The sequence below is a fragment of the Flavobacterium sp. AED genome (genome assembly GCF_000812945.1).
Taxonomy (GTDB): Bacteria; Bacteroidota; Bacteroidia; order Flavobacteriales; family Flavobacteriaceae; genus Flavobacterium.
This window is the reverse complement of the sequence record NZ_JSYM01000001.1, coordinates 18,827-43,879: the sequence shown is the minus strand read 5'-3', so window position 1 is coordinate 43,879 and position 25,053 is coordinate 18,827. Positions and strand designations below refer to the sequence as shown.

General features: G+C 36.6%; 16 protein-coding genes. 5 read left to right on the top strand and 11 right to left on the bottom strand.

Going from position 1 to position 25,053, the window contains the following annotated elements; translation table 11 throughout:
* Positions 1-31: 31 nt before the first annotated feature.
* Together OA85_RS00145 and OA85_RS00140 are read right to left on the bottom strand one after the other, a co-directional pair.
* Positions 32-2,644, bottom strand: a complete 2,613-nt coding sequence (locus OA85_RS00145) for a T9SS type A sorting domain-containing protein (protein ID WP_039107235.1) — start codon at positions 2,642-2,644, stop codon at positions 32-34.
* 510 nt (positions 2,645-3,154) lie between these two features.
* Positions 3,155-3,928, bottom strand: a complete 774-nt coding sequence (locus OA85_RS00140; protein WP_039107234.1) for a T9SS type A sorting domain-containing protein — start codon at positions 3,926-3,928, stop codon at positions 3,155-3,157.
* Between the two features lie 7 nt (positions 3,929-3,935).
* Between OA85_RS00140 and OA85_RS00135 the strand changes: the two genes are divergently transcribed.
* Positions 3,936-4,127: a hypothetical protein gene (locus OA85_RS00135; protein ID WP_039107232.1), complete on the top strand. Its 192-nt coding sequence runs from the start codon at positions 3,936-3,938 to the stop codon at positions 4,125-4,127.
* Here the strand turns inward: OA85_RS00135 and OA85_RS00130 are convergent.
* Together OA85_RS00130 and OA85_RS00125 are read right to left on the bottom strand one after the other, a co-directional pair.
* Complete coding sequence (locus OA85_RS00130) at positions 4,117-5,700, bottom strand: hypothetical protein (protein ID WP_156129385.1); 1,584 nt, start codon at positions 5,698-5,700, stop codon at positions 4,117-4,119. The genes OA85_RS00135 and OA85_RS00130 overlap by 11 nt on opposite strands.
* 1,210 nt (positions 5,701-6,910) lie before the next feature.
* On the bottom strand, positions 6,911-11,005 hold the full coding sequence (locus tag OA85_RS00125) for a T9SS type A sorting domain-containing protein (protein ID WP_082014097.1): 4,095 nt from the start codon (positions 11,003-11,005) through the stop codon (positions 6,911-6,913).
* 1,178 nt (positions 11,006-12,183) lie between these two features.
* Between OA85_RS00125 and OA85_RS00120 the strand changes: the two genes are divergently transcribed.
* Positions 12,184-12,582 (top strand): FimB/Mfa2 family fimbrial subunit, encoded by a 399-nt coding sequence (locus OA85_RS00120; protein WP_039107229.1) that lies wholly within the window; start codon positions 12,184-12,186, stop codon positions 12,580-12,582.
* Positions 12,583-12,686: 104 nt separating this feature from the next.
* On the opposite strand, the gene OA85_RS00115 is transcribed toward OA85_RS00120, so the two are convergent.
* Entirely contained in the window at positions 12,687-16,139 is a 3,453-nt protein-coding gene (locus tag OA85_RS00115) for a methylmalonyl-CoA mutase family protein (RefSeq protein ID WP_039107228.1), read from the bottom strand.
* A gap of 318 nt (positions 16,140-16,457) precedes the next feature.
* Between OA85_RS00115 and OA85_RS00110 the strand changes: the two genes are divergently transcribed.
* Positions 16,458-17,165 (top strand): DUF4197 domain-containing protein, encoded by a 708-nt coding sequence (locus OA85_RS00110; RefSeq protein ID WP_039107227.1) that lies wholly within the window; start codon positions 16,458-16,460, stop codon positions 17,163-17,165.
* A 207-nt stretch (positions 17,166-17,372) separates the two neighbouring features.
* Complete coding sequence (purU, locus tag OA85_RS00105) at positions 17,373-18,227, top strand: formyltetrahydrofolate deformylase (RefSeq protein WP_039107225.1); 855 nt, start codon at positions 17,373-17,375, stop codon at positions 18,225-18,227.
* Positions 18,228-18,535: 308 nt separating this feature from the next.
* Here purU and OA85_RS00100 read toward each other — a convergent pair whose 3' ends face one another.
* The 3 genes from OA85_RS00100 to OA85_RS00090 all read right to left on the bottom strand — a co-directional run bounded on the left by OA85_RS00100 (position 18,536) and on the right by OA85_RS00090 (position 21,838).
* Positions 18,536-19,192 carry a VOC family protein gene (locus OA85_RS00100; protein ID WP_039107224.1) on the bottom strand — a complete coding sequence of 219 codons (657 nt, stop codon included), beginning with the start codon at positions 19,190-19,192 and terminating at the stop codon, positions 18,536-18,538.
* A gap of 19 nt (positions 19,193-19,211) precedes the next feature.
* Positions 19,212-20,696, bottom strand: coding sequence for a catalase (locus OA85_RS00095; RefSeq protein ID WP_039107223.1), 1,485 nt, complete (start codon positions 20,694-20,696; stop codon positions 19,212-19,214).
* Positions 20,697-21,052: 356 nt separating this feature from the next.
* A complete protein-coding gene (locus tag OA85_RS00090; RefSeq protein ID WP_039107221.1) occupies positions 21,053-21,838 on the bottom strand; it encodes an alpha/beta fold hydrolase in 786 nt (261 codons plus the stop codon).
* Between the two features lie 108 nt (positions 21,839-21,946).
* Between OA85_RS00090 and OA85_RS17455 the strand changes: the two genes are divergently transcribed.
* On the top strand, positions 21,947-22,096 hold the full coding sequence (locus OA85_RS17455; protein ID WP_197056041.1) for a hypothetical protein: 150 nt from the start codon (positions 21,947-21,949) through the stop codon (positions 22,094-22,096).
* Here the strand turns inward: OA85_RS17455 and OA85_RS00085 are convergent.
* The 3 genes from OA85_RS00085 to prfA all read right to left on the bottom strand — a co-directional run bounded on the left by OA85_RS00085 (position 22,091) and on the right by prfA (position 25,030).
* On the bottom strand, positions 22,091-22,885 hold the full coding sequence (locus OA85_RS00085) for an ABC transporter substrate-binding protein (RefSeq protein WP_039107220.1): 795 nt from the start codon (positions 22,883-22,885) through the stop codon (positions 22,091-22,093). The two genes, OA85_RS17455 and OA85_RS00085, sit on opposite strands and share 6 nt — an antisense overlap.
* Positions 22,886-22,957: 72 nt before the next feature.
* Positions 22,958-23,770: an orotidine-5'-phosphate decarboxylase gene (pyrF, locus tag OA85_RS00080; protein ID WP_039107218.1), complete on the bottom strand. Its 813-nt coding sequence runs from the start codon at positions 23,768-23,770 to the stop codon at positions 22,958-22,960.
* Between the two features lie 183 nt (positions 23,771-23,953).
* On the bottom strand, positions 23,954-25,030 hold the full coding sequence (gene prfA / locus OA85_RS00075; RefSeq protein WP_039107216.1) for a peptide chain release factor 1: 1,077 nt from the start codon (positions 25,028-25,030) through the stop codon (positions 23,954-23,956).
* Between the last annotated feature and the right edge of the window lie 23 nt (positions 25,031-25,053).

The following is a 25,053-nucleotide window of genomic DNA, read 5'->3' as shown; positions in this document are numbered from 1 at the left end:
GATGCTTTTCAGTTAAAATTGGTTTTTAAAATTATTTGGAAGACATTACTTTTTTCACACTACTTCCACGATTAGTAGTTAGTTTGACAATATATACTTGCTCTTTTCCTCTACTTAATTTAAGGTCTAGCGCAATTTCTTTGTTCAAATAACTATTGGTATCCATTTTAGAAAATATTGAAATACCTTGCGCATTAAACACCTCAATTTTCACATCAGATACATAATCAAATTTGTATTTGATTGTAAGCTGGTCTTTGAAAGGAACAGGATACGCATCAAACCCTGAGTTTGCAGTTTTAGCAGTTAGACTTGTTTCTATAGGAGCAATTGTTTCTGTTGTTTTAGTATCTGGATTAGCAATTTTAGCTAGAGATGGTGCTGGACAATTTGAAGCACTACAATCTGCAGGGTCTGAGATACAGCCAGAACTTAGTTTTTTAACTTTTATACCCGTTACTGAACCTGGAGCTAAAGAAGAAAATACAGTAGCTGCCTGCCAGGTAGTACCATTATCAATACTGTACACATAATCGGAACCTATTGGATTAAGGATAGTAACTGATCCTGTTGTTGGTCCACAAAGAGAAGGCTGAACAACGCAAACAACTGGAGCTAAAGGTGATGCTTTATCAACTGTTACAATTACACTATCTGTTTTCGTACATCCATTTGCTCCTGTTACCGTTACGGTATAGGTTGTTGTAGTAGCTGGTGTGGCTACAGGATTGGCAATATTTGTTGCACTCAATCCCGTTGCAGGTGACCAGGAATAGGAAACACCTCCGCTGGCTCCCAAAGTTGTACTCGTAGTGGTGCAATTTATTGTCACATCGCTGCCAGCATTGGCTGACGGTAATGCTTTGTCAACAGTCACTATTACATCATCTGTTTTTGTACATCCATTTGCCCCTGTTACCGTTACAGTATAAGTTGTTGTAGTTGCTGGCGTGACAGTCACTATTACATCATCTGTTTTTGTACATCCATTTGCTCCTGTTACCGTTACGGTATAAGTTGTTGTAGTAACAGTCACTATTACATCATCTGTTTTTGTACATCCATTTGCCCCTGTTACCGTTACGGTATAAGTTGTTGTAGTCGCTGGTGTAGCTACAGGATTGGCAATATTTGTTGCACTCAATCCCGTTGCAGGTGACCAAGAATAGGAAACGCCCCCGCTGGCTACCAAAGTGGTACTTGTAGTAGTACAATTTATTGTCACATCGCTGCCTGCATTGGCAGTTGGAGGCGTTAAAACTTCTAAGACAACATCATCATAAACTGTACATCCACGAATAGTGTTTACTGTGTAACGTAAAGTGGCAGAAGAGCCTGTAACGGTTATATTGCTGGTTGCCGATGAAGGACTTGTAATGGCTGCAGTTCCAGAAAAAACACTCCATGTTGTTGAGCTAATTGCATCTCCGGGGCTTGGGGTGGCTGTTCCAGTAACGGAGAAAACACTTCCACATTGTGATTGATCCAAACCGGCATTTGCCAACCCAATTTGCAGGGATACCTGTTTTGCATTTATAAAATCAACGATAGTAGCGGTAGGAGATTGGGAAGTTTTCGTCTTGATGAATAATGTTTTTACTCCCAGACTTGTACAGGGATCAATTGCACCAAGCAATGCTGTCAGGTCTATAGCGGCTTCTACAAATAAATTGGAAGAATATTGATTGAGACCAAAAGCGCTAAAAGATACGGGAACGTTTCCCGCATTGGTAGAAGCGTAAACAGATCCTGCGGGAGTAGAGGATGTTTTGTCAACATAATCATAAATACCACCCACCAAGTCCCATTTATTTACAAAAAACTCAGCAGCACCTCCACCATTTGTTAGAGCCAGCGTTAAAAGAATATCTCCTTTGGTTCGCCCATTGTTTGGACCCGCAGAAGAAAAAGTGCCATTAGGATTATCTGTCATTGTATTTTGCAGCAATTCAAAATCTATGTAGGCATTACCACTGTTACTGCGTCGGTCGGCTGCTACAATAAGCCAGGTGTGAATCGAATTTACATGTGTTACTGGATCTGTATATGGAGCAGTTGTAAAGTGAAATAATGCATTGTTTATATCGCATTTACCAAGTGCACTGTTACTTGTCCAAGTCCAGAGATTTGGGTTGTCATTAAACTTTTTACCGCCCGAAAAATTATTTTCCGATGTATTATAAAGATCCGTTAAATGAAAAGTTGTTAAAGCATTAACTGGTGTGCCTGCTACAGTTAAAACACTACCACCACTACCCGCAACACCTGGCAACCAGTCACCTTTACCAGCAATTGGTGTATTAGCTTGCAGATCACCTTCAATTTGAAAACCTCCTGTTGGTGTATTAACAGTAGCTATTCCGGGAAGCACCTGTGCATTGATTTGTGCAGAAAAAAACAAGAAACATATTAATAAAAATAGCATCATGTTTACAAAAGAAAAAAAGAATCCCCCAAACCCTGATTTTGAAACATTATTATGGGAATATCGTTTTGTAAGATCCGTTTTTTGTGATTGAGGATTAAAATAGAATAAACTAGGTATTTTTAAACCTAATGTAGAAATTGTGTTTTTCGGTATAAAGCAAGAATTAATTTTGCGCAATAAAACGTCGAAAAACGTCAGAAGTGAATTTTTTTCCATGATAATAAAGTTTAAAACCATAGTTGTTATATAGTACGAAACTAGCAGACTGGGAACTGAAAACTTTTAGAAAAAACAATACACCTTCATAAACTACTTTATGAAGAACTCCATCATCAAAAGCATATTTTATTTTGGGGAATAAACAACCTTTTAGTAACCAAATGGGGCTTAAAAAAACCTAATTTTTAAATAAAAAAAGTTAGAATAAAAAAAGAGAAAGCTTACGTTTTGATAGTCAAAACTTACTATAGCAATACATCCTCATAAACGATTTTATGAAACACATCATCATCAAAAGGATATTGTATTGTGGGAAGTAATAGCTAAAACTTTTTTATTAACCATCAAGCAATTTTATAAAAAACCAACTTTAAATTTGATTGTTTTTTATAAAATAAAAATTAATTACTGAGTTAAAAAAACCTCGAAAGTTTTCACTTCCGAGGTTTTATTTTATACTCTAATCCATTTCATTTATTTTTTAAGGATTAGACAATTATTTAAAATCTATTTGGAAGACATTACTTTTTTTACACTGCTACCTCGATCAGTAGTTACTTTCACAATATAAACCTGTTCTTGACCTCTATAGGAATGAAGGTGTAACGAGATTTCTTTGTTCAAATAACTATTGGTATCCTTTTTTGAAAGCACTGAAATCCCCTGTGCATCATATACATCGATTACTACATCAGACACATAATCAAAATCGTATCTGATCGTAAGTATATCTTTGAAAGGAACGGGATAAGCAGTAAAATCAGCGTTAGTGCTAGAACCAACTTCTTTATGGGTAGCACTAGTTCCGCCCAATGGACAACCTGAATTATTAAGAATATCCAGTTGAGTTGCCAATGTTCCAGGCGCGCTTCCTCCAGCTAAATAGGCTGAGTTAACAGCATTTATTACTGATTGAGTATTACTACCATAAGGTGCTGGATAATCAACTTCATCACTACAAGCATTCAATAAAGCGGCTACGCCTTGACGAGCTAAATTATAAATACCTCCGCCTCCTAAATTTAGAGCTTGCAGTAAAGTTAAATTAGCAAAATTAGACGGTGCATTTACAAACACATTACCAAACAACATAGAAGGAGTGTAAGAAGAACACCATCTGTCAGTATGGTTTTTCCAATATCCTAAAGTACATCCTTCACATGCAGGTACTATAATACTTTGGCTGCAGGAAATTGATGTATTACCACAAGCATCAGTAGCTGTCCAGGTTTTTGTATAGGTCACTGAACCATCTGCATTATTTGTTGTAGTAATTCCCAAATCATTAATGATTGGATTTGAATCACAACTATCACTTACTGTTGGAATACCAAAGACTGGTGTTGCACCACATGCAACTGTTTCACCAGCTGGGCAAGTAAGCGTTGGTGGTGTAACGTCATGGACATTGATTGTTTGTGTTGCAGAAGAATGGTTGCCACAATCATCGGTTGCGGTCCAGGTTCTGGTTACGCTGTAATTACCTGGACATTTTTTCCATCGGTTCTTACATCGGCAAAGGTCAACGTCACGGAAGCATCACAAGCATCTGTTGCGGTAGCTTGTGCGAATGATGGTACTGCTGGACAATTGATAGTGGATGCGGCTGGTAAAGCTGCGATTACCGGTGCTGTAACGTCATGAACATTGATCGTTTGTGTAGCTGTTGATGTGTTTCCACAATCATCCGTAGCAGTCCAGGTTCTGGTCACGCTGTAATTACCGGCACAATTACCTGGTGTAGTTACATCAGTAGAAGTCAACGATTTTAATGTACAATTATCCGTTGCAGTTGGTGTTGCAAAAGCCGGAATTGATGGACAATTGATAGTGGTCGCCTCTGGTAAGGCTGAAATCACAGGAGGTGTTTTATCCGAACACAATTTCAACTGAATTGGAGCTCCAGGAAAATCCTTTAGTTCCGATTGCGCTGAATTTCCTGAAGATCTTGTTCTAACAAACAACGTACTTATAACTAAGCAAGGATTATTAGTTGCTTCGAATACTTTTGTAAGATTGATAGCCCCTTCAGCCCATTGATTAGGGGCATAGGTCCCTGGAGTGGTTCCATATGCATCAAAAGGTACCGTAGTAGTTACTGTATTATTCGTACAATAAATATTTCCTGCGATACCGGGAGCATTGTTTGGCACAATTACATATTCATATACTCCGGTTCCTATTTGTGTCCATTTCCGAATCACTACATTGGCATCTCCCCCACCTTGGGTAAATTCAATAGTGACCAAAATATCCCCTACTGTTCGACCTCCTTGGGTTCCTTCAGTAGCAAAACCACCACTACCACCAGTAATTGGGGCAGTACCAGTAGCAGGATCTAGAGGACCGAATGTGGCACCCGTAATTGTTAAAGATTTTTGTAAAAACTCGAAATCAATATAACTGCTTCCATTAGTTACCTGACGATCTCCTGCAAAAAGACACCACAAATCATTAGGGTCCCCAAATGCACCAGTAACACCATCTCCACCACGAATAGAACTGTCACCATAACTAAAATGAGCACCCGCATTTTGGATTTCATTTTTGTTAGGTGAAGATCCTGCACCCCAAGTATAGGTGTTTGGATTATCATTTATTTTGTTCGAGAGAGTGAATATAGTCAGATCATTTTGATAACGATCCTGCAGAAAAAAAGTGGAGCCAGGGTACAGAAGCGCTCCTGTTGTTAAGTCAAGCACACCATGATTAACCGTATGGGTTGGATTGTTGACCGGGTCGTAAAGCTTATCAAACAAGTCTCCTACATTTTCGTATATAGATCCAATAGGTTCATGAGCCCAAGCATCGCCATCAACTCCAGATCCCCCAATGGGGTGCTGTACTGGCACAATACCTTTAATGGACCCCTGCGCATTAACTTTATAACCTGTCATTAAAATTGCTGTCAACATAAGTGGTAAAGTATATGACTGACGCCAATAAATAGGAGTTATGAAATTAAATTTTGAAAAACTTACGTTTAAAAGTTGGAAAAAAGTACAACAATATTCTTGCATACTTTTTATCTTAAAAGAGATAATTTTTTTCATAATAATTTGGTTTTAAGACCATATTATTAATAAGAAAGCATTAGTAGAATTTGGGTTTCCGAAAAATTAAAGGGTTTTGTCTCATAAATTGTATTTTAATACCATAATTAGAAAAAATAAGAAGTTTACCGATTTGAGATAACTACTAAAAAATAACCAGCTTCAAAAAATAGATTGATGAAGTATACTTTCAATAAACTGAATATGCAAAACCATATCCATTTATGAACAAAAAACACTTTTTTAAAACAATTTAAAATATTGATTTTAAAAATGATTCGAATTAAAAATAATAAAAACAGGGTAAACAAAAGTTTTCAGATTCAAAGAGAAAACTTGCAGATAAACGAAACATCTTCAAAAAATAATTTTATGAAGTACTCCATCATACAAGGATATTTTATTATGGGGAAACAAAAAGATCCTTTTAATAATTTGAAAGTTGTTTGACAAACAACTCAAATCAAATAATTTTTTGTTAAACCAAAGTTAGGTATTACATCAAAAAACGAAAAAAAAATAAAGCCAAACAAGACAACATTCTGTTATACCCGACAAAGAACATAGTTCGCTAGGAAAAGCTTTACAGCAGTAAAATATTAATACTAAAAAACTCGTTAACTAATTGATTATCAATTAATTAATATTTTTATTACTTAAATTTTGTTAATCAAAAAATAATGTTAAAGACAACAAATCGTTCTTGCATTTTAATCATTTAATTGTATTTATACTGATTTTTAGACACCCATTTCAGGACATTATTGAGAATCTTAAATTATTAAAATGGATTTCTTTTTTTAATATTTTGGTAACACCATAAGAATTTAAAACATTGTTTTTTATTCTTTCGAAATGTAAGACGAAATGATAATGATAAATAAAAAACCAAGTTGTTTATAAAAGATAAAATCAAAGCCAAATCACTATTATTGAAATGGCTTTGATTTTAATGCAGATAGTAAACGAAAATTAGTCCGCTTTTTTAGTAAAACTTAAATGATGAAAAATGGCAATAAAGCACTTCATCATTAAAAAGATATTTTTATAATGGGAAACAAAAAATCTTTTATCAATCTCAAGCTTTTTTATATAAAACTCAATTAAAAAACAACAAAAATAAACCCCGGAAATTTTCACTCCCGAGGCTTATTTTATATTCTAATCCATTTCATTCTTTTTTTAGGGATTAGATAAACAATTATTTAAACTATCTGGAAGACATTACTTTTTTAGTACTGCTTCCTTTGTCCGTAGTTACTTTAACAACATAAACTTGCTCTTGTCCTTTATTTGCTTTAAGGCTTAATGCAATTTCTTTGTTCAAATAACTATTGGTATCAGTTTTTGAAAGTACTAAAATACCTTGTGCATTGAATACCTCAATTTTTACATCAGATACATAATCAAATTTATATCTAATAGTAAGTTGATCCTTGAAAGGAACTGGATATGCATCAAATCCTACGCTTTCAATTTTTGCTTCAATACTAGGTGCTTTATTGATAATACTAGGAGCAATTGCTGTAGGAAGTGTACAATCCCCAGGTAATGGAGTATTATCTGTACAACCAGATACGGCATCTATAGTTCCTGTACTTCCTGTTACAAGCACAGCTGCATTGGCACCTACTTTTGTAAAGCTTTTGAAAGTATAGGTACTGGTAGGATTAGCACCTGAGATATGAGCACCAATGATTGATTTCACATCGTATTTTACAGAAATAATATACGTTGCTCCAATCGTAGCTCCTGTCACAACCATTTTGGCTTCAGAACCACTGACAATACTTGCAGTAAAGTTTACATTTGTTCCGCATCCCTGAGTAAACAAACGGACATTGGAAGTATTTTGCACACTAAACAGTTTATTCAAATCACCATCATTAGATTGTGTTACATTAATTGTAAAGTTAGCAGCTGGTGCCACCACATTTGAATAATAGAAGAACACACCCGGAATTGCATTAGTCACTTTCCCGTTACTAGGAGAAGAGGCTGTATAACAAACTTGAGATAACTGAGTAGCTGTTCCTGTGCTGAAATTACAACAGGTAGTCTGAGTCGGGAAGATATGAGCACAAGGAGTTACACTAATGGTTTGGCTACACGGAGTAGATTCATTACCACAAGCATCAACTGCTTTCCAAGTACGTGTTTGACTTCCATCAGCATTGACTACGGTACCAACAGTAATAATAGTGTATGTACTACAATTATCAGTGGCAGTTGGTTCATCAAAATTAAATGCAGCATTACATTCGATCGTTTTAGGACCTGAACATGTAATCACTGGAGCAGTAGTATCCTGCACCGCAATAGTTCTACTACAGGTAGCGGTATTGCCACAATCATCGGTAGCGGTCCATGTTCTGGTCACACTATAGTTACTTGGACAACTGCCTGGAGTCGTTACATCAGCAAAAGTAATTGTTACACTTGGATCACACGTATCGGTAGCTGTTGCTACACCAAAAGTTGGGGTACCTGGGCAGCTAATCGGTGATACTACAGTAGGACAAGTAATTACTGGAGGTGTAGTATCGCGAACCACAATAGTTCTGCTGCAGGTTGCGGTATTACCACAATCATCTGTAGCGGTCCATGTTCTGGTTATACTATATGCTCCGGCACAAGTTCCCGCCGTAGTTACATCGGCAAAAGTAATTGTTACACTTGGATCACACGTATCGGTGGCTGTTGCTATTCCGAAAGTTGGAGTGGCAGGGCAGTCAATAGGTGATACTACCGTAGGACAAGTAATTACTGGAGGTGTGGTATCCTGAACGTTGATGATTCTACTGCAAGTTGCGGTGTTACCACAATCATCAGTAGCCGTCCATGTTCTGGTCACGCTATAATTACCCGGACAGGTGCCTGGAGTAGTTACATCGGCAAAAGTGATTGCCACACTTGGGTCACAAGTATCGGTAGCCGTTGCTGTTCCGAAAGTCGGAGTGGCGGGACAGTTAATAGGTGACACCACTGTTGGACAAGTAATTACCGGAGGTGTGGTATCCTGAACGTTAATAGTTCTACTACAAGAAGCGGTATTACCACAATCATCGGTATCGGTAGCCGTTGCTACACCGAAAGTCGGAGTGGCAGGACAGTTAATAGGTGATACTACTGTAGGGCAAGTAATTACCGGAGGTGTGATATCCTGAACGTTAATGGTTCTACTGCAAGTTGCGGTGTTACCACAATCATCAGTAGCGGTCCATGTTCTGGTCACACTATAATTACCGGGACAGGTGCCTGGAGTAGTTACATCGGCAAAAGTGATTGCCACACTTGGGTCACAGGTATCGGTAGCCGTTGCTACACCAAAAGTCGGAGTGGCGGGACAGTTAATAGGTGATACCACTGTAGGACAAGTAATAACCGGAGGAGTAATATCCTGAACATTGATGGTTCTGTTACAGGTAGCGGTATTTCCGCAATCATCTGTAGCGGTCCATGTTCTGGTCACACTGTAGTTGCCTGGACAGTTACCTGGAGTGGTTACATCCGCAAAAGTTATTGCCACATTTGGGTCACAAGTATCGGTAGCTGTTGCAGTTCCAAAATTAGGAGTGGCAGGACAGTTTATTAACGATACTACTGTAGGACAAGTAATTACCGGAGGTGTAGTGTCCTGAACTGCAATAGTTCTGCTACAAGTTGCTGTATTACCACAATCATCTGTAGCGGTCCATGTTCTGGTTACACTATAATTACCAGGGCAATTCCCTGGAGTGGTTACATCTGCAAAAGTGATTGCCACACTTGGGTCACAAGTATCGGTAGCGGTTGCTACTCCAAAAGATGGTGTGGCAGGACAGTTAATTGGTGATACTACCGTAGGACAAGTAATTACTGGAGGTGTAGTATCATGAACCACAATAGTTCTGCTACAGGTGGAGGTATTGCCGCAACCATCGGTAGCCGTCCATGTTCTGGTCACGCTGTAGTTACCTGGACAGTTGCCTGGAGTGGTTACATCGGCAAAAGTTATTGGTATATTTCCAGGACAGTTATCGGTAGCTGTGGCTACACCGAAGGATGGTGTGGCTGGACAATTAATTGGAGAGGTTACTGTTGGACAGACAATAGTCGGCGGTGTTTTATCCGTACATAAATGTAATTGAAAAGGTGCTCCAGGAAAATCCTTTAATTCTGATTGACCGGAAGAACCAGAAGTTCTAGTTCTTACAAATAAAGTACTAACTGCAAAACAAGGATCATTTTGAACCCCTAAAGCTTGAGTTATATTAACAGCCCCTTCTGCCCATTGATTTGGAGCATAAGCCCATAAATTAGGATTGGTAGAAACAGGAGCTTGATTATAAACAGGATAGGGCACCACAGTTGTTACGAAATTATTCGTACCATAAACGGTCCCGGCAGCTGGGGTAAAAGGGTCACTATATTTAGTTCCAAGCCATTTTCTAACAACCACATTTGCTGCTACTCCACCTTGGGTAAACTCAATAGTTATTAAAAGATCATTAACTGTACGTCCGCTAGGAGTACCCGCCGCAGAGGTAAAGGTTCCAAAAGCAAACCCTTTTGAGTCAGTTCCCGTCGTAGTCATAGTCAATGGTTTTTGAAGAATCTCAAAATCGATATAACTGCTTCCGTTAGTCACTTGACGGTCAGCAGCGAAAATCAACCATAAATCGGCAGAATTTCCGCCTAAAACAGGATCTCCATAAGTAAAATGAGCAATTGCATTTTGAATTTCATTTTTGTCTGGTGAAGAACCTACACCCCAAGTATAAGAGCTTACAACATCATCGATCTTATTGCTACTGGTAAAAGTAGTTGGATCACTGGTTGTAATATTATCTCTAAAAAAGACAGTATTAGGGTACACATAAAATTCAGGTGGTAATGGCCCGTCTGGATAATTGTATGGGGGTGGTATAGGTACAAATATCCCCCCTGGATTTGCTGTCACAGGGGCTGCCTGATTCTCAAATAAAAAGTCACCCCAAGTTGGATTATCTGCTGGAGGACCCGGAAACTTAACAAATGCATTTCCGTCAACACCAAAACCTCCCTTAGGAGCTAAAACGGGTGCTCTTCCCAGAATGTTTTGCGCATTTGCCGTATAACTTATCATTAGGATTGCCGCCAACATAAATGGGAATACGATCGACTGGTGCCAACAACGAAACCATAAATTTGACAGGTAATCAATTGAATTTCTCTCATTAAATTTAAAAAAATTTAATTCAGAAACAGTGTTTTTCGTTGATAAGCAACAATTTATTTTGCTAGATAAAACATCGAAAAACTTCGAAATTGTATTCTTTTTCATAATAAAAGTATTTTTACATCATAAATTAGAAAAAAGGAAAATTTACAGACTTAGGGAATAAAACTTCTAGAAAAACAAAACACCTTCATAAACACATTTATGAAGTACTCCATCATTCAAAGGATTTTTATTGTGGGGAACAATAACTAAATTCTTTATCAACCAGACCGTCGCTTAAAAAGCAACCTTAAAACTCTAATCTTAAACAATTAGCATTGAAATTAACAAAATAGGTATGCAACAAAAGTTTTCAGACTCGGGGGAGAAAACTTGCAGAAAAACGAAACATCTTCAAAAAATAATTTGAAGTAGTCCATCATCTAAAGGATATTTATTTAGGGGAAACAAAAAAATCCTTTTATTAACCTGAAAGTTGCTTGGTAAACAACCTAAATCAAATAAATTTTTGTTAAACCAAAGTTAGGTATTGCACCAAAAAAAGGAAAAGAAACAGACATAAACAAGACAACATTCTATTATTCCCGACAAAGAACACACTTCACTAAGAAAAGCTTTACGGCAATAAAATATTAATACTAAATAACTCGTTAACTATTTGATTATCAATTAATTAATTATTTTATTACATAAATTTTGTTAATTAAAAAACAATGTTAAAACCAATAAATCGTCCTTGTATTTTAATCACTTTATTGCAATTTTATTGATTTTTTGATGAAAAATTTGGACAATTATTGATAATCTTAAAATAGTAGAATCGGCTCATTTTTTTTAAGATTTTGGAAACATCACGGGGATTTTAAAGCATTAATTTTCATTTATCAAAATTGTTGGAATGAAATGAAAATGGCTATAAAAAAATCTTCATTACTGAAAAGTCTTTTTATTTAGACAACACTAATCAAATATCTTCAAAAATACTTCAACCAGAAAAAAAGCCACCTCAATAGCATTGATAGGACTTTAATTAAAATGTAAATATTGGATATAGATTAGTCCATTTTTTTAGGATAATATAATCATTAAAATTCATATTTAGTCTTTTATACTCATAAGTACTTAATAAACAAACACATAAAATCACAGCGTTTTCAACATAAATCGTTTTCGTGAAAGATAAAATAGTACCTAAATCAGAAAAAATAGCGGTGTTGCATCATGTGTTGTTGAATTAATTTAGCACTATAAATTTTAATTATTAATTAAAAACTAGTATCATGAAAAAGATTTTAAAATTAAGTTTATTGTTCGTAGTGGCAATGACTAGCATGAGTTCGTATGCAATCGACGGCGATTTTTTACTGAATGTAAAAAAAGGTAAAGGAAATGAAATTAGCTTTTCTCTAAATGAAATCAAAAAAGTTAATGTATCTATCTATGACAATGAGAATAACTTAATCTACACCGAAAATGCAACAGGAGAGAAAGGAATCGCAAGAAGGTATAATTTAGATGCATTTCCAGTTGGAACTTACTATTTGGTTGTGGAAAACAATCTAAAAAAAGTAAGACATGAAATTATTATTTCTGAAGAAAAGTCAATTTTAACAACAAAAGCAATCTCGGAAGTTTACAAACCGGCATTGAAAAATAAAAATGTAGCAAATGATGATTAGTTTGTTACCGAAAAGAATACCAGTATATTATTTTTAAGAGGCTGTATCTTTATAAGAACAGCCTCTTTTATGATTAAAATTAGCATCTACAATTCTTATGCATGCTACATATTCCTTCTATATTGCCCACCAACTTCAAATAAAGCCGAAGTAATTTGTCCCAAAGAACAAACCTTGGTTGCTTCCATTAAGTGTTCGAATAAATTTTCATTTTTAATGGCAGCTTCTTGAAGCGTATTCAAGTGTTCCTTTACTAAATCCTGATTGGACTGGTGCAAATGATGCAACATATCAATTTGGTATTGCTTTTCTTCTTCGGTGGCGCGAATTACTTCGGCTGGAATTACCGTTGGAGAACCTTTGGAACTTAAGAACGTATTCACTCCGATAATTGGGAATTCTCCGGTATGTTTCAAAGTCTCATAATACAAACTTTCTTCCTGAATTTTACTGCGTTGGTACATCGTTTCCATAGCACCTAGAACACCGCCACGTTCAGTAATTCTGTCGAATTCTTCTAAAACCGCAGCTTCAACCAAATCCGTTAATTCTTCAATAATGAACGAACCTTGAATTGGGTTTTCATTTTTGGCCAGCCCTAATTCTTTATTGATAATCAACTGAATTGCCATCGCTCGTCGCACTGATTCTTCTGTTGGCGTTGTAATCGCTTCATCATACGCATTGGTATGCAAAGAATTACAGTTGTCATAAATCGCATACAACGCTTGCAAAGTCGTACGAATATCATTGAAATCTATTTCCTGTGCGTGTAAGGAACGTCCGGAAGTTTGAATATGGTATTTCAACATTTGTGCGCGTTCGTTAGCGCCGTATTTGTTTTTCATGGCTTTCGCCCAAATTTTACGTGCTACACGACCGATAACGGCATATTCCGGATCAACTCCATTCGAAAAGAAGAACGATAAGTTGGGTCCAAAATCATTAATATTCATCCCACGACTCAAATAATATTCCACATAAGTAAAACCATTAGAAAGCGTGAAAGCTAATTGCGTGATAGGATTTGCCCCTGCCTCGGCAATATGATACCCTGAAATGGAAACCGAATAAAAGTTTCTTACATTCTTGGTAATGAAATATTCCTGCACATCTCCCATTAATCGCAAAGCAAATTCAGTAGAGAAAATGCAAGTATTTTGCGCCTGATCTTCTTTAAGAATATCCGCTTGAACTGTTCCACGAACTTGAGATAACGTTCTTGCCTTGATTTCATTGTAAACATCCGTAGGCAAAACCTGATCTCCGGTTACGCCCAAAAGCATCAACCCTAAACCATTATTTCCTTCGGGTAAATCGCCTTGATAATGCGGTCGCTCTACTCCTTTTTTGGTATAGATTTCGTTGATTTTTTCTTCAACCTCTGCTTCCAGATTATTCGCTTTAATGTAGAACTCACATTGTTGATCTATCGCAGCATTCATAAAAAAGCCTAACAACATAGGTGCCGGCCCATTGATAGTCATACTTACCGAAGTCATTGCATGAACCAAATCGAAACCGGAATACAATTTCTTGGCATCATCCAAACAACAAATAGAAACTCCGGCATTACCAATTTTCCCATAAATATCAGGACGTACATGTGGATCATTTCCGTATAAAGTCACACTGTCAAAGGCCGTTGACAATCGTTTTGCCGGCAATCCGGCACTCACATAATGAAACCGTTTGTTGGTTCTTTCCGGTCCGCCTTCTCCAGCAAACATTCTTGAAGGATCTTCTCCTTCACGTTTAAAAGGATACAAACCAGCGGTAAAAGGAAATTCTCCAGGAACATTTTCCTGCAAACACCAACGTAGAATATCGCCCCAAGCCTGATACTTTGGCAACGCTATTTTCGGAATTTGAGAATGTGAAAGTGACTCCGTATGTGTTGCCATTTTTATTTCTCTATCCCGAACTTTAAACGTATAAACTGGATTTTTGTATTTGTTAACTTTTTCATTCCAAGTCAAAATGATTTCCCAATTGTAGGGATCCAAATCCATTTTTACTTTATCAAACTGGTTTAGTAAAAGATTCAAAAAGATTCTATCCTCAGCTACTCCTGGTTTTTCAGATTCCAAAGCACTAGGTAAAACCGAATCATCATTAATTCCGGTCTTATTTAATTCTGGAATTTTCTTGGAAACTGATTCAATCGTTTTAAAAATTCCGTATAATTTTTGGGCTACTTGTTCCTGACTTACCGCCGTCACATCATATTTTCGGTTACTTTCGGCAATTTCAGATAAATAACGGGTTCTGTGTGGTGGAATAACGAAGATTTTCTCGCTCATTTCACGAGTGATTTGGAACGTCGATTTCAAATCAGAATTCGTTTTCTCATGGATTTTATCCATTATCGCTTTGTAAAGCGTATTCATTCCCGGATCGTTAAACTGCGAGGCAATTGTCCCGAAAACAGGAAGTGTATCTAAATTCACATCCCAAAGATTGTGATTGCGTTGGTATTGTTTTTTCACGTCTCGTAACGCATCCAGAGAACCGCGTTTGTCGAATTTATTTATCGCTACCAAATCAGCAAAATCAAGCATGTCGATTTTCTCTAATTGGGTTGCAGCACCAAATTCTGGTGTCATTACATATAAGGAAACATCAGAATGATCCATAATCTCCGTATCGGATTGCCCGATTCCTGAAGTCTCCAAGATTATAATATCATATTTGGCTGCTTTAATGACTTGAATTGCATCAGCAACATATTTTGACAAAGCCAGATTCGATTGGCGTGTGGCCAAGGAACGCATGTAAACTCTAGGGCTATTGATGGCATTCATTCGGATTCTATCTCCTAGCAATGCTCCGCCCGTTTTACGTTTGGATGGATCTACAGAGATTAATCCAATCGTTTTTTCCGGAAAATCGATTAGAAAACGACGTACCAATTCATCTACCAACGATGATTTTCCTGCTCCACCCGTTCCCGTAATTCCAAGAACCGGAATAGTACAATTTTCATTCTTCTTTTGGATTGCTTCCAAAGTTTGGGCCGCTACATCAGGAAAATTCTCTGCTGATGAAATAATACGGGCAATTGCTTTTGGATTTTTTCCCTCCAGATGATTGATTTCATCACCCAATTTATCTCCAATAGCGTAATCTGCACGTTGCACTAAATCATTTATCATTCCTTGTAAACCCATGGCGCGCCCGTCATCAGGAGAATAAATTCTGGTGATTCCGTAGGCTTGTAATTCGGCTATTTCTGTAGGCAGAATCACTCCGCCTCCACCGCCAAATATTTTAATTTGTCCAGCTCCTTTTTCTTGAAGCAAGTCGTACATATATTTGAAATATTCATTGTGCCCCCCTTGATACGATGTTATGGCAATCGCATTAGCATCTTCTTGAATCGCTGTATTTACCACTTCTTCCACACTTCTATCGTGACCTAAATGAATGACCTCAACACCGGTAGACTGAATAATTCTACGCATGATGTTAATAGCTGCATCATGACCATCAAAAAGAGCTGCTGCGGTGACAATTCTTACTTTATTATTAGGAATATAGGGTTTTATGTGTTCCATTTTATGAATATGATAATTTAAGAGTGCAATTTACGACTTTTTTTTAATAATTATTCGCCCTTTAATACCGTTGTTGATAAAAAAGCAACCATTTTTCATTTTAGCCCCGATGGGAGCGATATCCTTTTCGAGTCTTTTCTCGTTCCTAAAACGAGAAAAGACTCGAAAAGATAAAGAGGACAGCGGGACCCATGTTCCCAAATAAATCCTAAAGTTTGTGCTCCTAAATAAAATCGTGGCTTTATTTTTGAATAAGTAGTACTTTTGACACAAGTCATAGGCCGAATTGATACAGTAAATTTATAAAAACAATTTAAGATGAAAAAAGTTTTAATTTTAGTGGCGGCAGTCTCTCTTTCCAGTTGTGCCGAAATGCAACAGGTTCTGAATCAATTACCGCAAACGCAAGGAATAGGAGGCGTTGATATTGCAGGAGGATTGAAGGAAGCACTGAATAACGGAATTTCTAAACAAGTAACAAAATTGACTGCGGTAGATGGTTTTTATAGAAATGAAGCCGTAAAAATTTTACTCCCGGAAGAATTAAGAAAAGTGGATTCTGGTTTAAGAAGAATTGGGCTGAGTTCATTGGCTGATGAAGGTTTGAAAGTATTGAATCGTGCTGCTGAAGATGCGGTTAAGGAAGCGACTCCCATATTTGTTGATGCAGTAAGAAACATGACTTTTATGGATGCCAAATCGATTTTGATGGGGAATCAAAGTTCGGCTACTACGTATTTACAAAATAGCACCTCAACAGCTTTGTACGGAAAATTTAATCCCGTGATAAAAAATTCGTTTACTAAAGTGGGCGCCGATAAAGTTTGGTCTAACATTATAACAAAATACAACAGCATTCCATTAGTAAACAAAGTGAATCCTGACTTGACTGATTATGTTACCAATCAAGCGATGAATGGCGTTTTCAAGATGGTTGCCGTTGAAGAAAAAAACATCAGAACGAATTTAAGTTCCAGAACTTCCGTTTTATTGCAAAAAGTTTTTGCAATGCAGGACAAGATTTAATTTAATCGCTTTATTTGCTAAAAACAACTAAACATTTAATGTTAGCAGAATCGAATTCCACTCTTAAGAGGGGTTAGGTGTTTGTTTTTACGGATAAACTGTTCCTATTTTTAAAACATAAATACTAAAATCAAATTTTTTTATAAAAAGAAATAAGTTTAGTTTTGAAAAACACTATACGGACTAAAGTAGAAAGAGATATATCAAATGCAAAAAATTACCATACTTATACATTGCGAAGACCAAAAAGCAATTATTGCCTCTGTTACCAATTATATCGCATCCATTGACGGTAATATTATCTATCTGGACCAACATGTGGATGCCGATGAAAATGTGTTTTTCATGCGTTTGGAATGTGAGTTCAGTGCAAAAAACTGGGATATTGAAGCAATTAAAATTCATTTTCAGGCTAATTTAGCAACTCCATTTAATATGTCTTGGGAAATGTACACCCAAGACGAAAAACCAAAAATGGCTTTGTTTGTTTCTAAATACGACCATTGTTTGTATGATATTTTAGGACGATACAGCGCTGGAGAATTGCCTCTTGAAATTCCATTAATCATAAGCAACCATGAGGATTTGAAATCAGTGGCGGAACGTTTTTCTATTCCGTTTCATTATGTTCCTTTTACCAAAGACATTAAGGCTGAAGGCGAACAAAAGCAAATTGATTTACTGAAGCAGTATAATATCGACTTTATTGTTTTGGCACGCTACATGCAAATTATCACACCCAATTTGATTGCGCAGTACAAAAATCTAATTATCAATATTCATCATTCCTTTCTTCCGGCATTTCCTGGAGCGAAACCCTATCATTCGGCTTTTAAACGCGGCGTGAAAATTATTGGTGCCACCAGTCATTATGTAACCGAAGAATTAGATGAAGGTCCAATTATTGAACAAGATATTGCCAGAGTTTCACACAGCCATTCCATAGAAGATTTTATTATGAAAGGACGAGATTTGGAACGTATGGTTTTGGCAAGAGCCATAAAATTGCATGCAGAGCGAAAAACAATGGTTTACAATAACAAAACGGTAGTGTTTTCTTAATATCCTCACCCCGGCCCTCTCCAAAGGATAGGGAGCCGAAACCTTATAAAAACTGTTAAAAAAAACACTCACTTTTGACGAGCATTTTTTGATTATTAATAGAATCAAGGGTTCAAAGTCTTTTTTGTGCCGTTAGGTACTAAATATAGGTAGTAAGTAGATTTAAAATTCGTTAGCGTGCCGTAGGTACGCAACAAAACGATAAATGTTGCGTACCTACGGCACGATAAATTCGCTCCAATTCATGTTTTCTACCAAGATTTAGTGCCTAACGGCACATTTAAACCCTTAATTTCGATAATCCGCTTTTAACCAGAAGCTTCAATTTCCATCGTTTCCCCATTATTATCAAATACTACTTTAGTCCAAAACGATTTTGCTTTTTTATGCGTTGGGTACCAATCCCGGTTTTCTTCCACCAGAATAAAAAGTCCTGTATCCGTTCCCAGAACAATAAATTTATTTAGCTTGGGTTGCTTCGGAAATACTGAAAGAGCATACTTTTTACAAATTTCATCACTGAGCTGTGAAACATTTTTGGTAACAAAACCGATCTCGCTTACGGATACAATTGACAAACCGTCAAATGATTTCTCTGAAGCATTATCCAAACTGAAACGAGCAATAAATTCTAGAATATTTCCATTATTATCATAGAAATAAAAAGACTTGGCATTCCAGTTATAAAAATCGGCAATTTTTTGGGGTGGAATTACAGCTAGAATTTCTGTTTTCTTTTCTATCCAGGCAAAAGCTTCCATCAACTTATTATTGGGTATATCAAAAGCAAAATGATACACTGGCTTTAAATTTTTACAAGACCTGAAAGTTAGTTGTGTTACACCCACTGCAAATGTAATACTCGAATTGCTTTTCGAAATAGTTTTTAACCCGATGACGTTGTTATAAAACACTTCCGTTTCACTGAGGGCATCTGTTAGTAATTCAAGTTCGAGTATATTCATTCTATTCAATTGAAACTAATTATCTTTCTAACAAATCAACGTCTACTCCTAATCCTGCAGCAACTCCCGCTCCTATTCGACCATCAGCTCTATACCAATGACTCAATTGACGGTTAACTATTTCCTCTTTTTTAGGACCTTCGATACCGGACATGTGTGTAATAATATTGTTAATCGTATTTTGTTGTTGCTCCGGAGTCATAATTTTAAATAAATTACCCGGTTGTGTATAATGGTCATTTTCACCTTCGCAATTTCTATCGTACCAATCCGCAAAATTACTAAAAATTTCCAATGGAGGTTCTTTATACGCTTGATCTATTTCCATTTCATCAAAACTGTTTGGAAAATAATTTGGATAACTTCCTCCATTTCCATCCACGCGCATTTGTCCATCCCGTTGGTAATTATTGGTGGCAAACGGACAACGGTTTACTGGAATTTGCTCATAATTTGTTCCCAAACGATAGCGTTGTGCATCAGGATACGACAACAATCGACCTTGCAACATTTTATCAGGGGAATACCCAATTCCATCCACAATATGTGCTGGAGCAAATGCTACTTGCTCAATATCCTGAAAGTAATTATGTGGATTTTGATTTAATTCTAAAACGCCAACGTCAATCAACGGAAAATCGCCATGAGGCCAAACTTTAGTTAAATCAAAAGGGTTCAAATAATAGTCTTGCGAATTGGCCTGCTCTTCCGTCATGACTTGAATTTGTAAATTCCATTGTGGAAAATTTCCTTCATCAATATTCTCAAACAAATCACGCTGAGCAAAATCCATATCACGAGATTTCATTTCTGCCGCTTCTTCATTACTGAAATTTTTAATTCCCTGGGCTGTTTTGAAATGGAATTTTACATACACTCTTTCATTAGCCCCATTAATCATAGAATACGTATGACTGCCATACCCATTCATATGACGATACCCAAACGGAGTTCCTCGATCTGACATGAGTATCAATACCTGATGCAAACTTTCTGGATTCAGCGACCAGTAATCCCACATCATCGTAGGCGATTTCATATTGGTATACGGATCTCGTTTTTGGGTGTGTATAAAATCTCCAAATTTTTTGGGGTCTTTGACAAAGAAAACGGGTGTATTATTGCCTACTAAATCCCAATTACCGTCTTCGGTGTAAAATTTCATGGCAAAGCCTCGTGGATCTCTTTCCGTATCAGCCGAGCCTCTTTCACCTCCCACCGTTGAAAATCGAAGCACTAATTTAGTTTCTTTTCCAATTTCAGAAAAAATTTTAGCTTTGGTATATTTAGTGATATCGTGTGTTACGGTAAATGTCCCAAATGCTCCCGAACCTTTTGCATGCACGACCCGTTCCGGAATGCGTTCTCTGTTAAAATGAGCCATTTTTTCGTGAAGAATATAATCCTGCAATAGTAAAGGTCCTCGTGAACCTACCGATTGAGAATTTTCGTTTTCTACAAATGGTCTCCCGGATGCTGTTGTAAGTTTTTCATGTGATTTCATATTAATACGATTTAATAGTTCTCATCAAGCAATAGCAAAACTTAAAAACACAAACAAAATTGACAGTGCCTATAAAACAGTATCAAAAAAACGGTCTGCGTTTTTTCAACAAAAGAGGATTAAATTTGAATAAGTAAAATTGGGGTAATTTAAAAGTTGATTCCGAAACGGAACCGTTAACCGGTAATAACAGAATAAAGTTAAAAAACTTAACGTATATACAACAAAGTAATAACAAAATCTTAACAGCAAAACACTCGCTTATGTGTGATCTTTGCAGGGTAATAAACTGGTTATTTATTATTTTGGTTTTGGTTAGTTAAAGAATTGCCTGCATTTATAATGCAGGCATTTTTTTATTGAGCTGTATTTATAAAAGAAAGGACGGCATCGTTGAAAACATTAGGTTGTTCCACATTGACCACATGCCCACATTTTTCTATCACAAAAAGTTTAGAAGATTTATAATGATTTTCGACAACCTTTCTAACAGACGGCAAGAACATATAATCCTCTTCACCCATAACATAAAGCGTAGGAATATTCAATTCGACTTGACGAAACCATTTGAGAACTGGATTAATTTCGGCAGTGAGTTTAAACCATTTAATAAATTCTTTCTGGTATAATTTTTTGGCCTCGTTTATAAAAAGGACACGCGATTGCTTGTGACTTTTTTTAGGCATAATGACAAAGGCAAAAAATTGATATAAAACCAAATAAGGCAATACATACTTAAACATATTCCCCAATCGCATCAATACTTGAGAACGGAAATTCATTTTCAGGATGGCACCGCCAAGAATCATACTTTGAACACGTTCCGGATACATTTCAGCTAATTGTCTGATGAGTATGGTACCCAATGAAATCCCAACAAAATGTGATTTTTTTATTTTAAGAAAGTCTAAGACTTCCAAAATATCATTAGCCAAAGCCGAAAAAGTATAGTGCTGTTTGAAAGCCGTTTTTAAGGTCGGTTTTGATTCCCCGTGACCACGCAAATCCAATAGCAATATATTATACTGCTTTTTGAAATCGCGTATTTGTTTGAACCAGATAGAAGAACTTCCGCCGGCACCATGCACAAAAGTTACCCACTGATCGGTATTTTTATTTTCGTAAATGGTATAATTAATCACGTTCTTATTTTTTGTAAAAATAGAACTTTAATTTTAAATCCCAATCTTAACATATATTAATGCTAATTTAACAATTGTAAAACGTAAATTTGCCAAAAAATTACACCGATGATTGGATTATTGAAAGAGAAAAGTGAAATAGAAAAGCTTAAAAGAGAATACCAACTACTTGCTGAACAAAATTTCGAAACGAAAAAAAGCACTTCAAAGCCTGCCGTTGCTAAGGAAGAATTAGTTCTGGAAGAATGTGAACTATAATTTTTGATGTATTTTTTTAAAATAGTCAAACGCTTTTAGCAAGCGACTTCCATACCAGGAAAACATTTCCCCGTCTACAAATACCGTTTTTGCATGATGCGTGAAACGGCCTATTTCAAAAGCATCTTCTTCCTTGAAAGGAAAAGGCTCTGAGGATAGAAAAACCAAATCCGGATCACCTTCTAAACGCATTTTTTTGAGTTCGATTTCCGGATAACGTCCCTTGTTCTGATAAATGTTTTCAAAATGATTCAGTTTCAATAATTCATTGATGAAATTATCGGAACCAGCGACCATAAAAGGATTTTTCCAAATGAAATACGCTGCTTTTTTAACGGGTATATCCTTAACGAAGTTTTTAAAATCGCTCAGGGCAAAAGCCAATTTATCGTTCCATTTCTGGGCTTCGGTTCTGCAATTGAATAGCTGGCCAAAGTCGGTAATCATTTGAAAATTGTCTTCAATGGTGATGATATTCGTCACCCAAACCGGACAAATTTTACGCAACTCCGCTACAATTTCTTGTGTATTTTCCTCTTTATTACAAATGATGATATCGGGTTGCAACAATCTGATTTTTTCATAATGCACTTTCTTGGTTCCGCCAACAATTTTCTTTGTGGACTTAAAATGATACGGATGCACACAGAACTTTGTAATCCCAACAATTCGGTCTTCCAAACCTAAATCATACAATAATTCCGTTTGGGAAGGAACTAATGAAATGATGCGTTTGGGCGACGTTTCAAAAGAATGGGAAGTTCCGAGTTGGTCAGTTAGAGTTTTCATGTTTTTTGTTTAAAGTTTAAAAGGTTTAACGTTCAAAGTGGAGCAACTTTAAACATTAGACTTTAAACATCATTAACCTAATATCGCTGCCATTTCCTGTTGCATATTCAACGCTTCTTCTCTTGCTTTTTCAACAAAATCAGTTCCGTTTGAAGCATAAATAATCGCTCTGGAAGAATTAATCAGCAAACCTACATTGGCATTCATACCGTATTTACAAACTTCAGCTAAACTTCCGCCTTGCGCGCCTACTCCGGGAACAAGCAAGAAACTGTCAGGAACAATTTTACGGATTTCAGTAAAATATTCCGCTTTGGTAGCACCTACAACATACATCAGGTTTTCACTGTTTTTCCACGTTTTAGACGTTTCTAATACCTGTTTGTACAATTCTTTCCCATCAACGTTTAAAGTCTGAAAATCGAACGCACCTTCGTTTGAAGTCAAAGCCAACATAATCGTATGTTTATTTTCGAACGCTAGAAAAGGCTCTACCGAATCTTTCCCCATATAAGGAGCAACAGTAACGCTGTCAAAGTTTAAATCTTCAAAAAAAGCTTTGGCATACATCGAAGACGTATTTCCAATATCGCCACGTTTGGCATCCGCAATCGTGAAGATATCGGGATAAGTTGAGTTGATGTAGTTAATTGTTTTTTGCAACGACATCCAACCTTTTATTCCGTAAGCTTCATAAAAAGCAGTATTAGGCTTGTAAGCTACTGCTAAATCATGGGTCGCATCAATTATCGCTTTATTGAATTCGAAAATAGGATCTTCCAGTTCTAGTAAATGTTGTGGAATTTTATTCAAATCAACATCTAATCCTACAGCTAGGAATGATTTCTTGATTTTGATTTGCTCAATAAGTTGTTGTGTAGTCATTGTTGTGTATTTAACCGCAAAGTTCGCAATCCCGATGCTTCGGGATTCGCAAAGTTTACAAAAATTTAATCTGTTTATTATTTCTTACAGAGACGCAAAGTCAGAAATTAATTTCAAAAAAAAGTGCCAAACTAAATCCAGTCCGACACTTCTTAATACTTAATTCTTTTCCCTTAGTACTTATTAAAATACTTCGCTTGCTTCTTTCAATTTTTCCATGTTGTTAACTAACGCTAGCTCGTCAACAATTTTCTGAATGTCACCATTCATGATATTTCCTAAATCGTATAATGTCAAACCTACACGGTGATCCGTTACACGACCTTGTGCGTAATTGTAGGTACGAATTTTAGCCGAACGGTCACCAGAACTTACCTGAGACGTACGTTTGGTAGCATCCTCGGCTTGTTTTTTGGCTAATTCCTGTTCGTATAAACGGGAACGCAAAACACCAAATGCCTTGTCTTTATTTTTATGTTGTGATTTTTGATCCTGACATTGGGCCACTAATCCGGTTGGAATGTGCGTCAAACGAACCGCTGATTTGGTTGTATTTACGGATTGTCCACCTGGTCCTGAAGAGCAAAAGAAATCTACACGTACATCATTCATATCGATTTGAACATCAAATTCTTCTGCTTCCGGCAATACCATAACAGTCGCTGCTGATGTGTGCACACGTCCTTGCGTTTCCGTTTGTGGTACGCGTTGTACACGGTGAACACCCGCTTCAAACTTCAAGGTTCCGTAAACATCTTCACCGGTAACTTCAAAAATCACCTCTTTAAAACCGCCCGAAGTTCCTTCGTTCATATCTACAACCGAAGTTCTCCAACCACGGTTCTCACAATATTTCGTGTACATACGGAATAAATCCCCTGCAAAAATACTCGCTTCATCCCCACCCGTTCCGGCACGAATCTCCACCATAACATTTTTGGCATCTTCCGGGTCCTTAGGAATCAACATAAACTTGATTTCATCTTCCAGTTCCGGCAATCTTTCCTTCGCTTCATCCAGTTGCATTTTGGCCATTTCGGTCATATCTGCATCACTGTTATCCGCTATTATTTCGTTTGCTTCTTCAATATTCGCCATGATAATAACATATTCATCGCGCTTTTCAGCCAAAGCTTTTAAACTTTTGTACTCTTGATTCAATTGCACATAACGCTTCTGATCAGAGATAACATCCGGCTGAATGATCAAATCCGATATCTCATCGAAACGTTGTTTTACTATTTGAAGTCTATCTAACATTTTCTTAGTCCTTTATTTGGAGT

Coding starts and splice junctions, on each gene's coding strand:
- OA85_RS00100 (WP_039107224.1), bottom strand. CDS start 19,192: ATGAATATACTCGAACTTGAATTACTAACAGATGCCCTCAGTGAAACG.
- purU (WP_039107225.1), top strand. CDS start 17,373: ATGCAAAAAATTACCATACTTATACATTGCGAAGACCAAAAAGCAATT.
- OA85_RS00110 (WP_039107227.1), top strand. CDS start 16,458: ATGAAAAAAGTTTTAATTTTAGTGGCGGCAGTCTCTCTTTCCAGTTGT.
- pyrF (WP_039107218.1), bottom strand. CDS start 23,770: ATGACTACACAACAACTTATTGAGCAAATCAAAATCAAGAAATCATTC.
- OA85_RS00130 (WP_156129385.1), bottom strand. CDS start 5,700: ATGAAAAAAATTATCTCTTTTAAGATAAAAAGTATGCAAGAATATTGT.
- OA85_RS00135 (WP_039107232.1), top strand. CDS start 3,936: ATGATTGGATTTGAATCACAACTATCACTTACTGTTGGAATACCAAAG.
- OA85_RS00145 (WP_039107235.1), bottom strand. CDS start 2,644: ATGGAAAAAAATTCACTTCTGACGTTTTTCGACGTTTTATTGCGCAAA.
- OA85_RS00120 (WP_039107229.1), top strand. CDS start 12,184: ATGAAAAAGATTTTAAAATTAAGTTTATTGTTCGTAGTGGCAATGACT.
- OA85_RS00115 (WP_039107228.1), bottom strand. CDS start 16,139: ATGGAACACATAAAACCCTATATTCCTAATAATAAAGTAAGAATTGTC.
- OA85_RS17455 (WP_197056041.1), top strand. CDS start 21,947: ATGATTGGATTATTGAAAGAGAAAAGTGAAATAGAAAAGCTTAAAAGA.
- OA85_RS00085 (WP_039107220.1), bottom strand. CDS start 22,885: ATGAAAACTCTAACTGACCAACTCGGAACTTCCCATTCTTTTGAAACG.
- prfA (WP_039107216.1), bottom strand. CDS start 25,030: ATGTTAGATAGACTTCAAATAGTAAAACAACGTTTCGATGAGATATCG.
- OA85_RS00125 (WP_082014097.1), bottom strand. CDS start 11,005: ATGAAAAAGAATACAATTTCGAAGTTTTTCGATGTTTTATCTAGCAAA.
- OA85_RS00095 (WP_039107223.1), bottom strand. CDS start 20,696: ATGAAATCACATGAAAAACTTACAACAGCATCCGGGAGACCATTTGTA.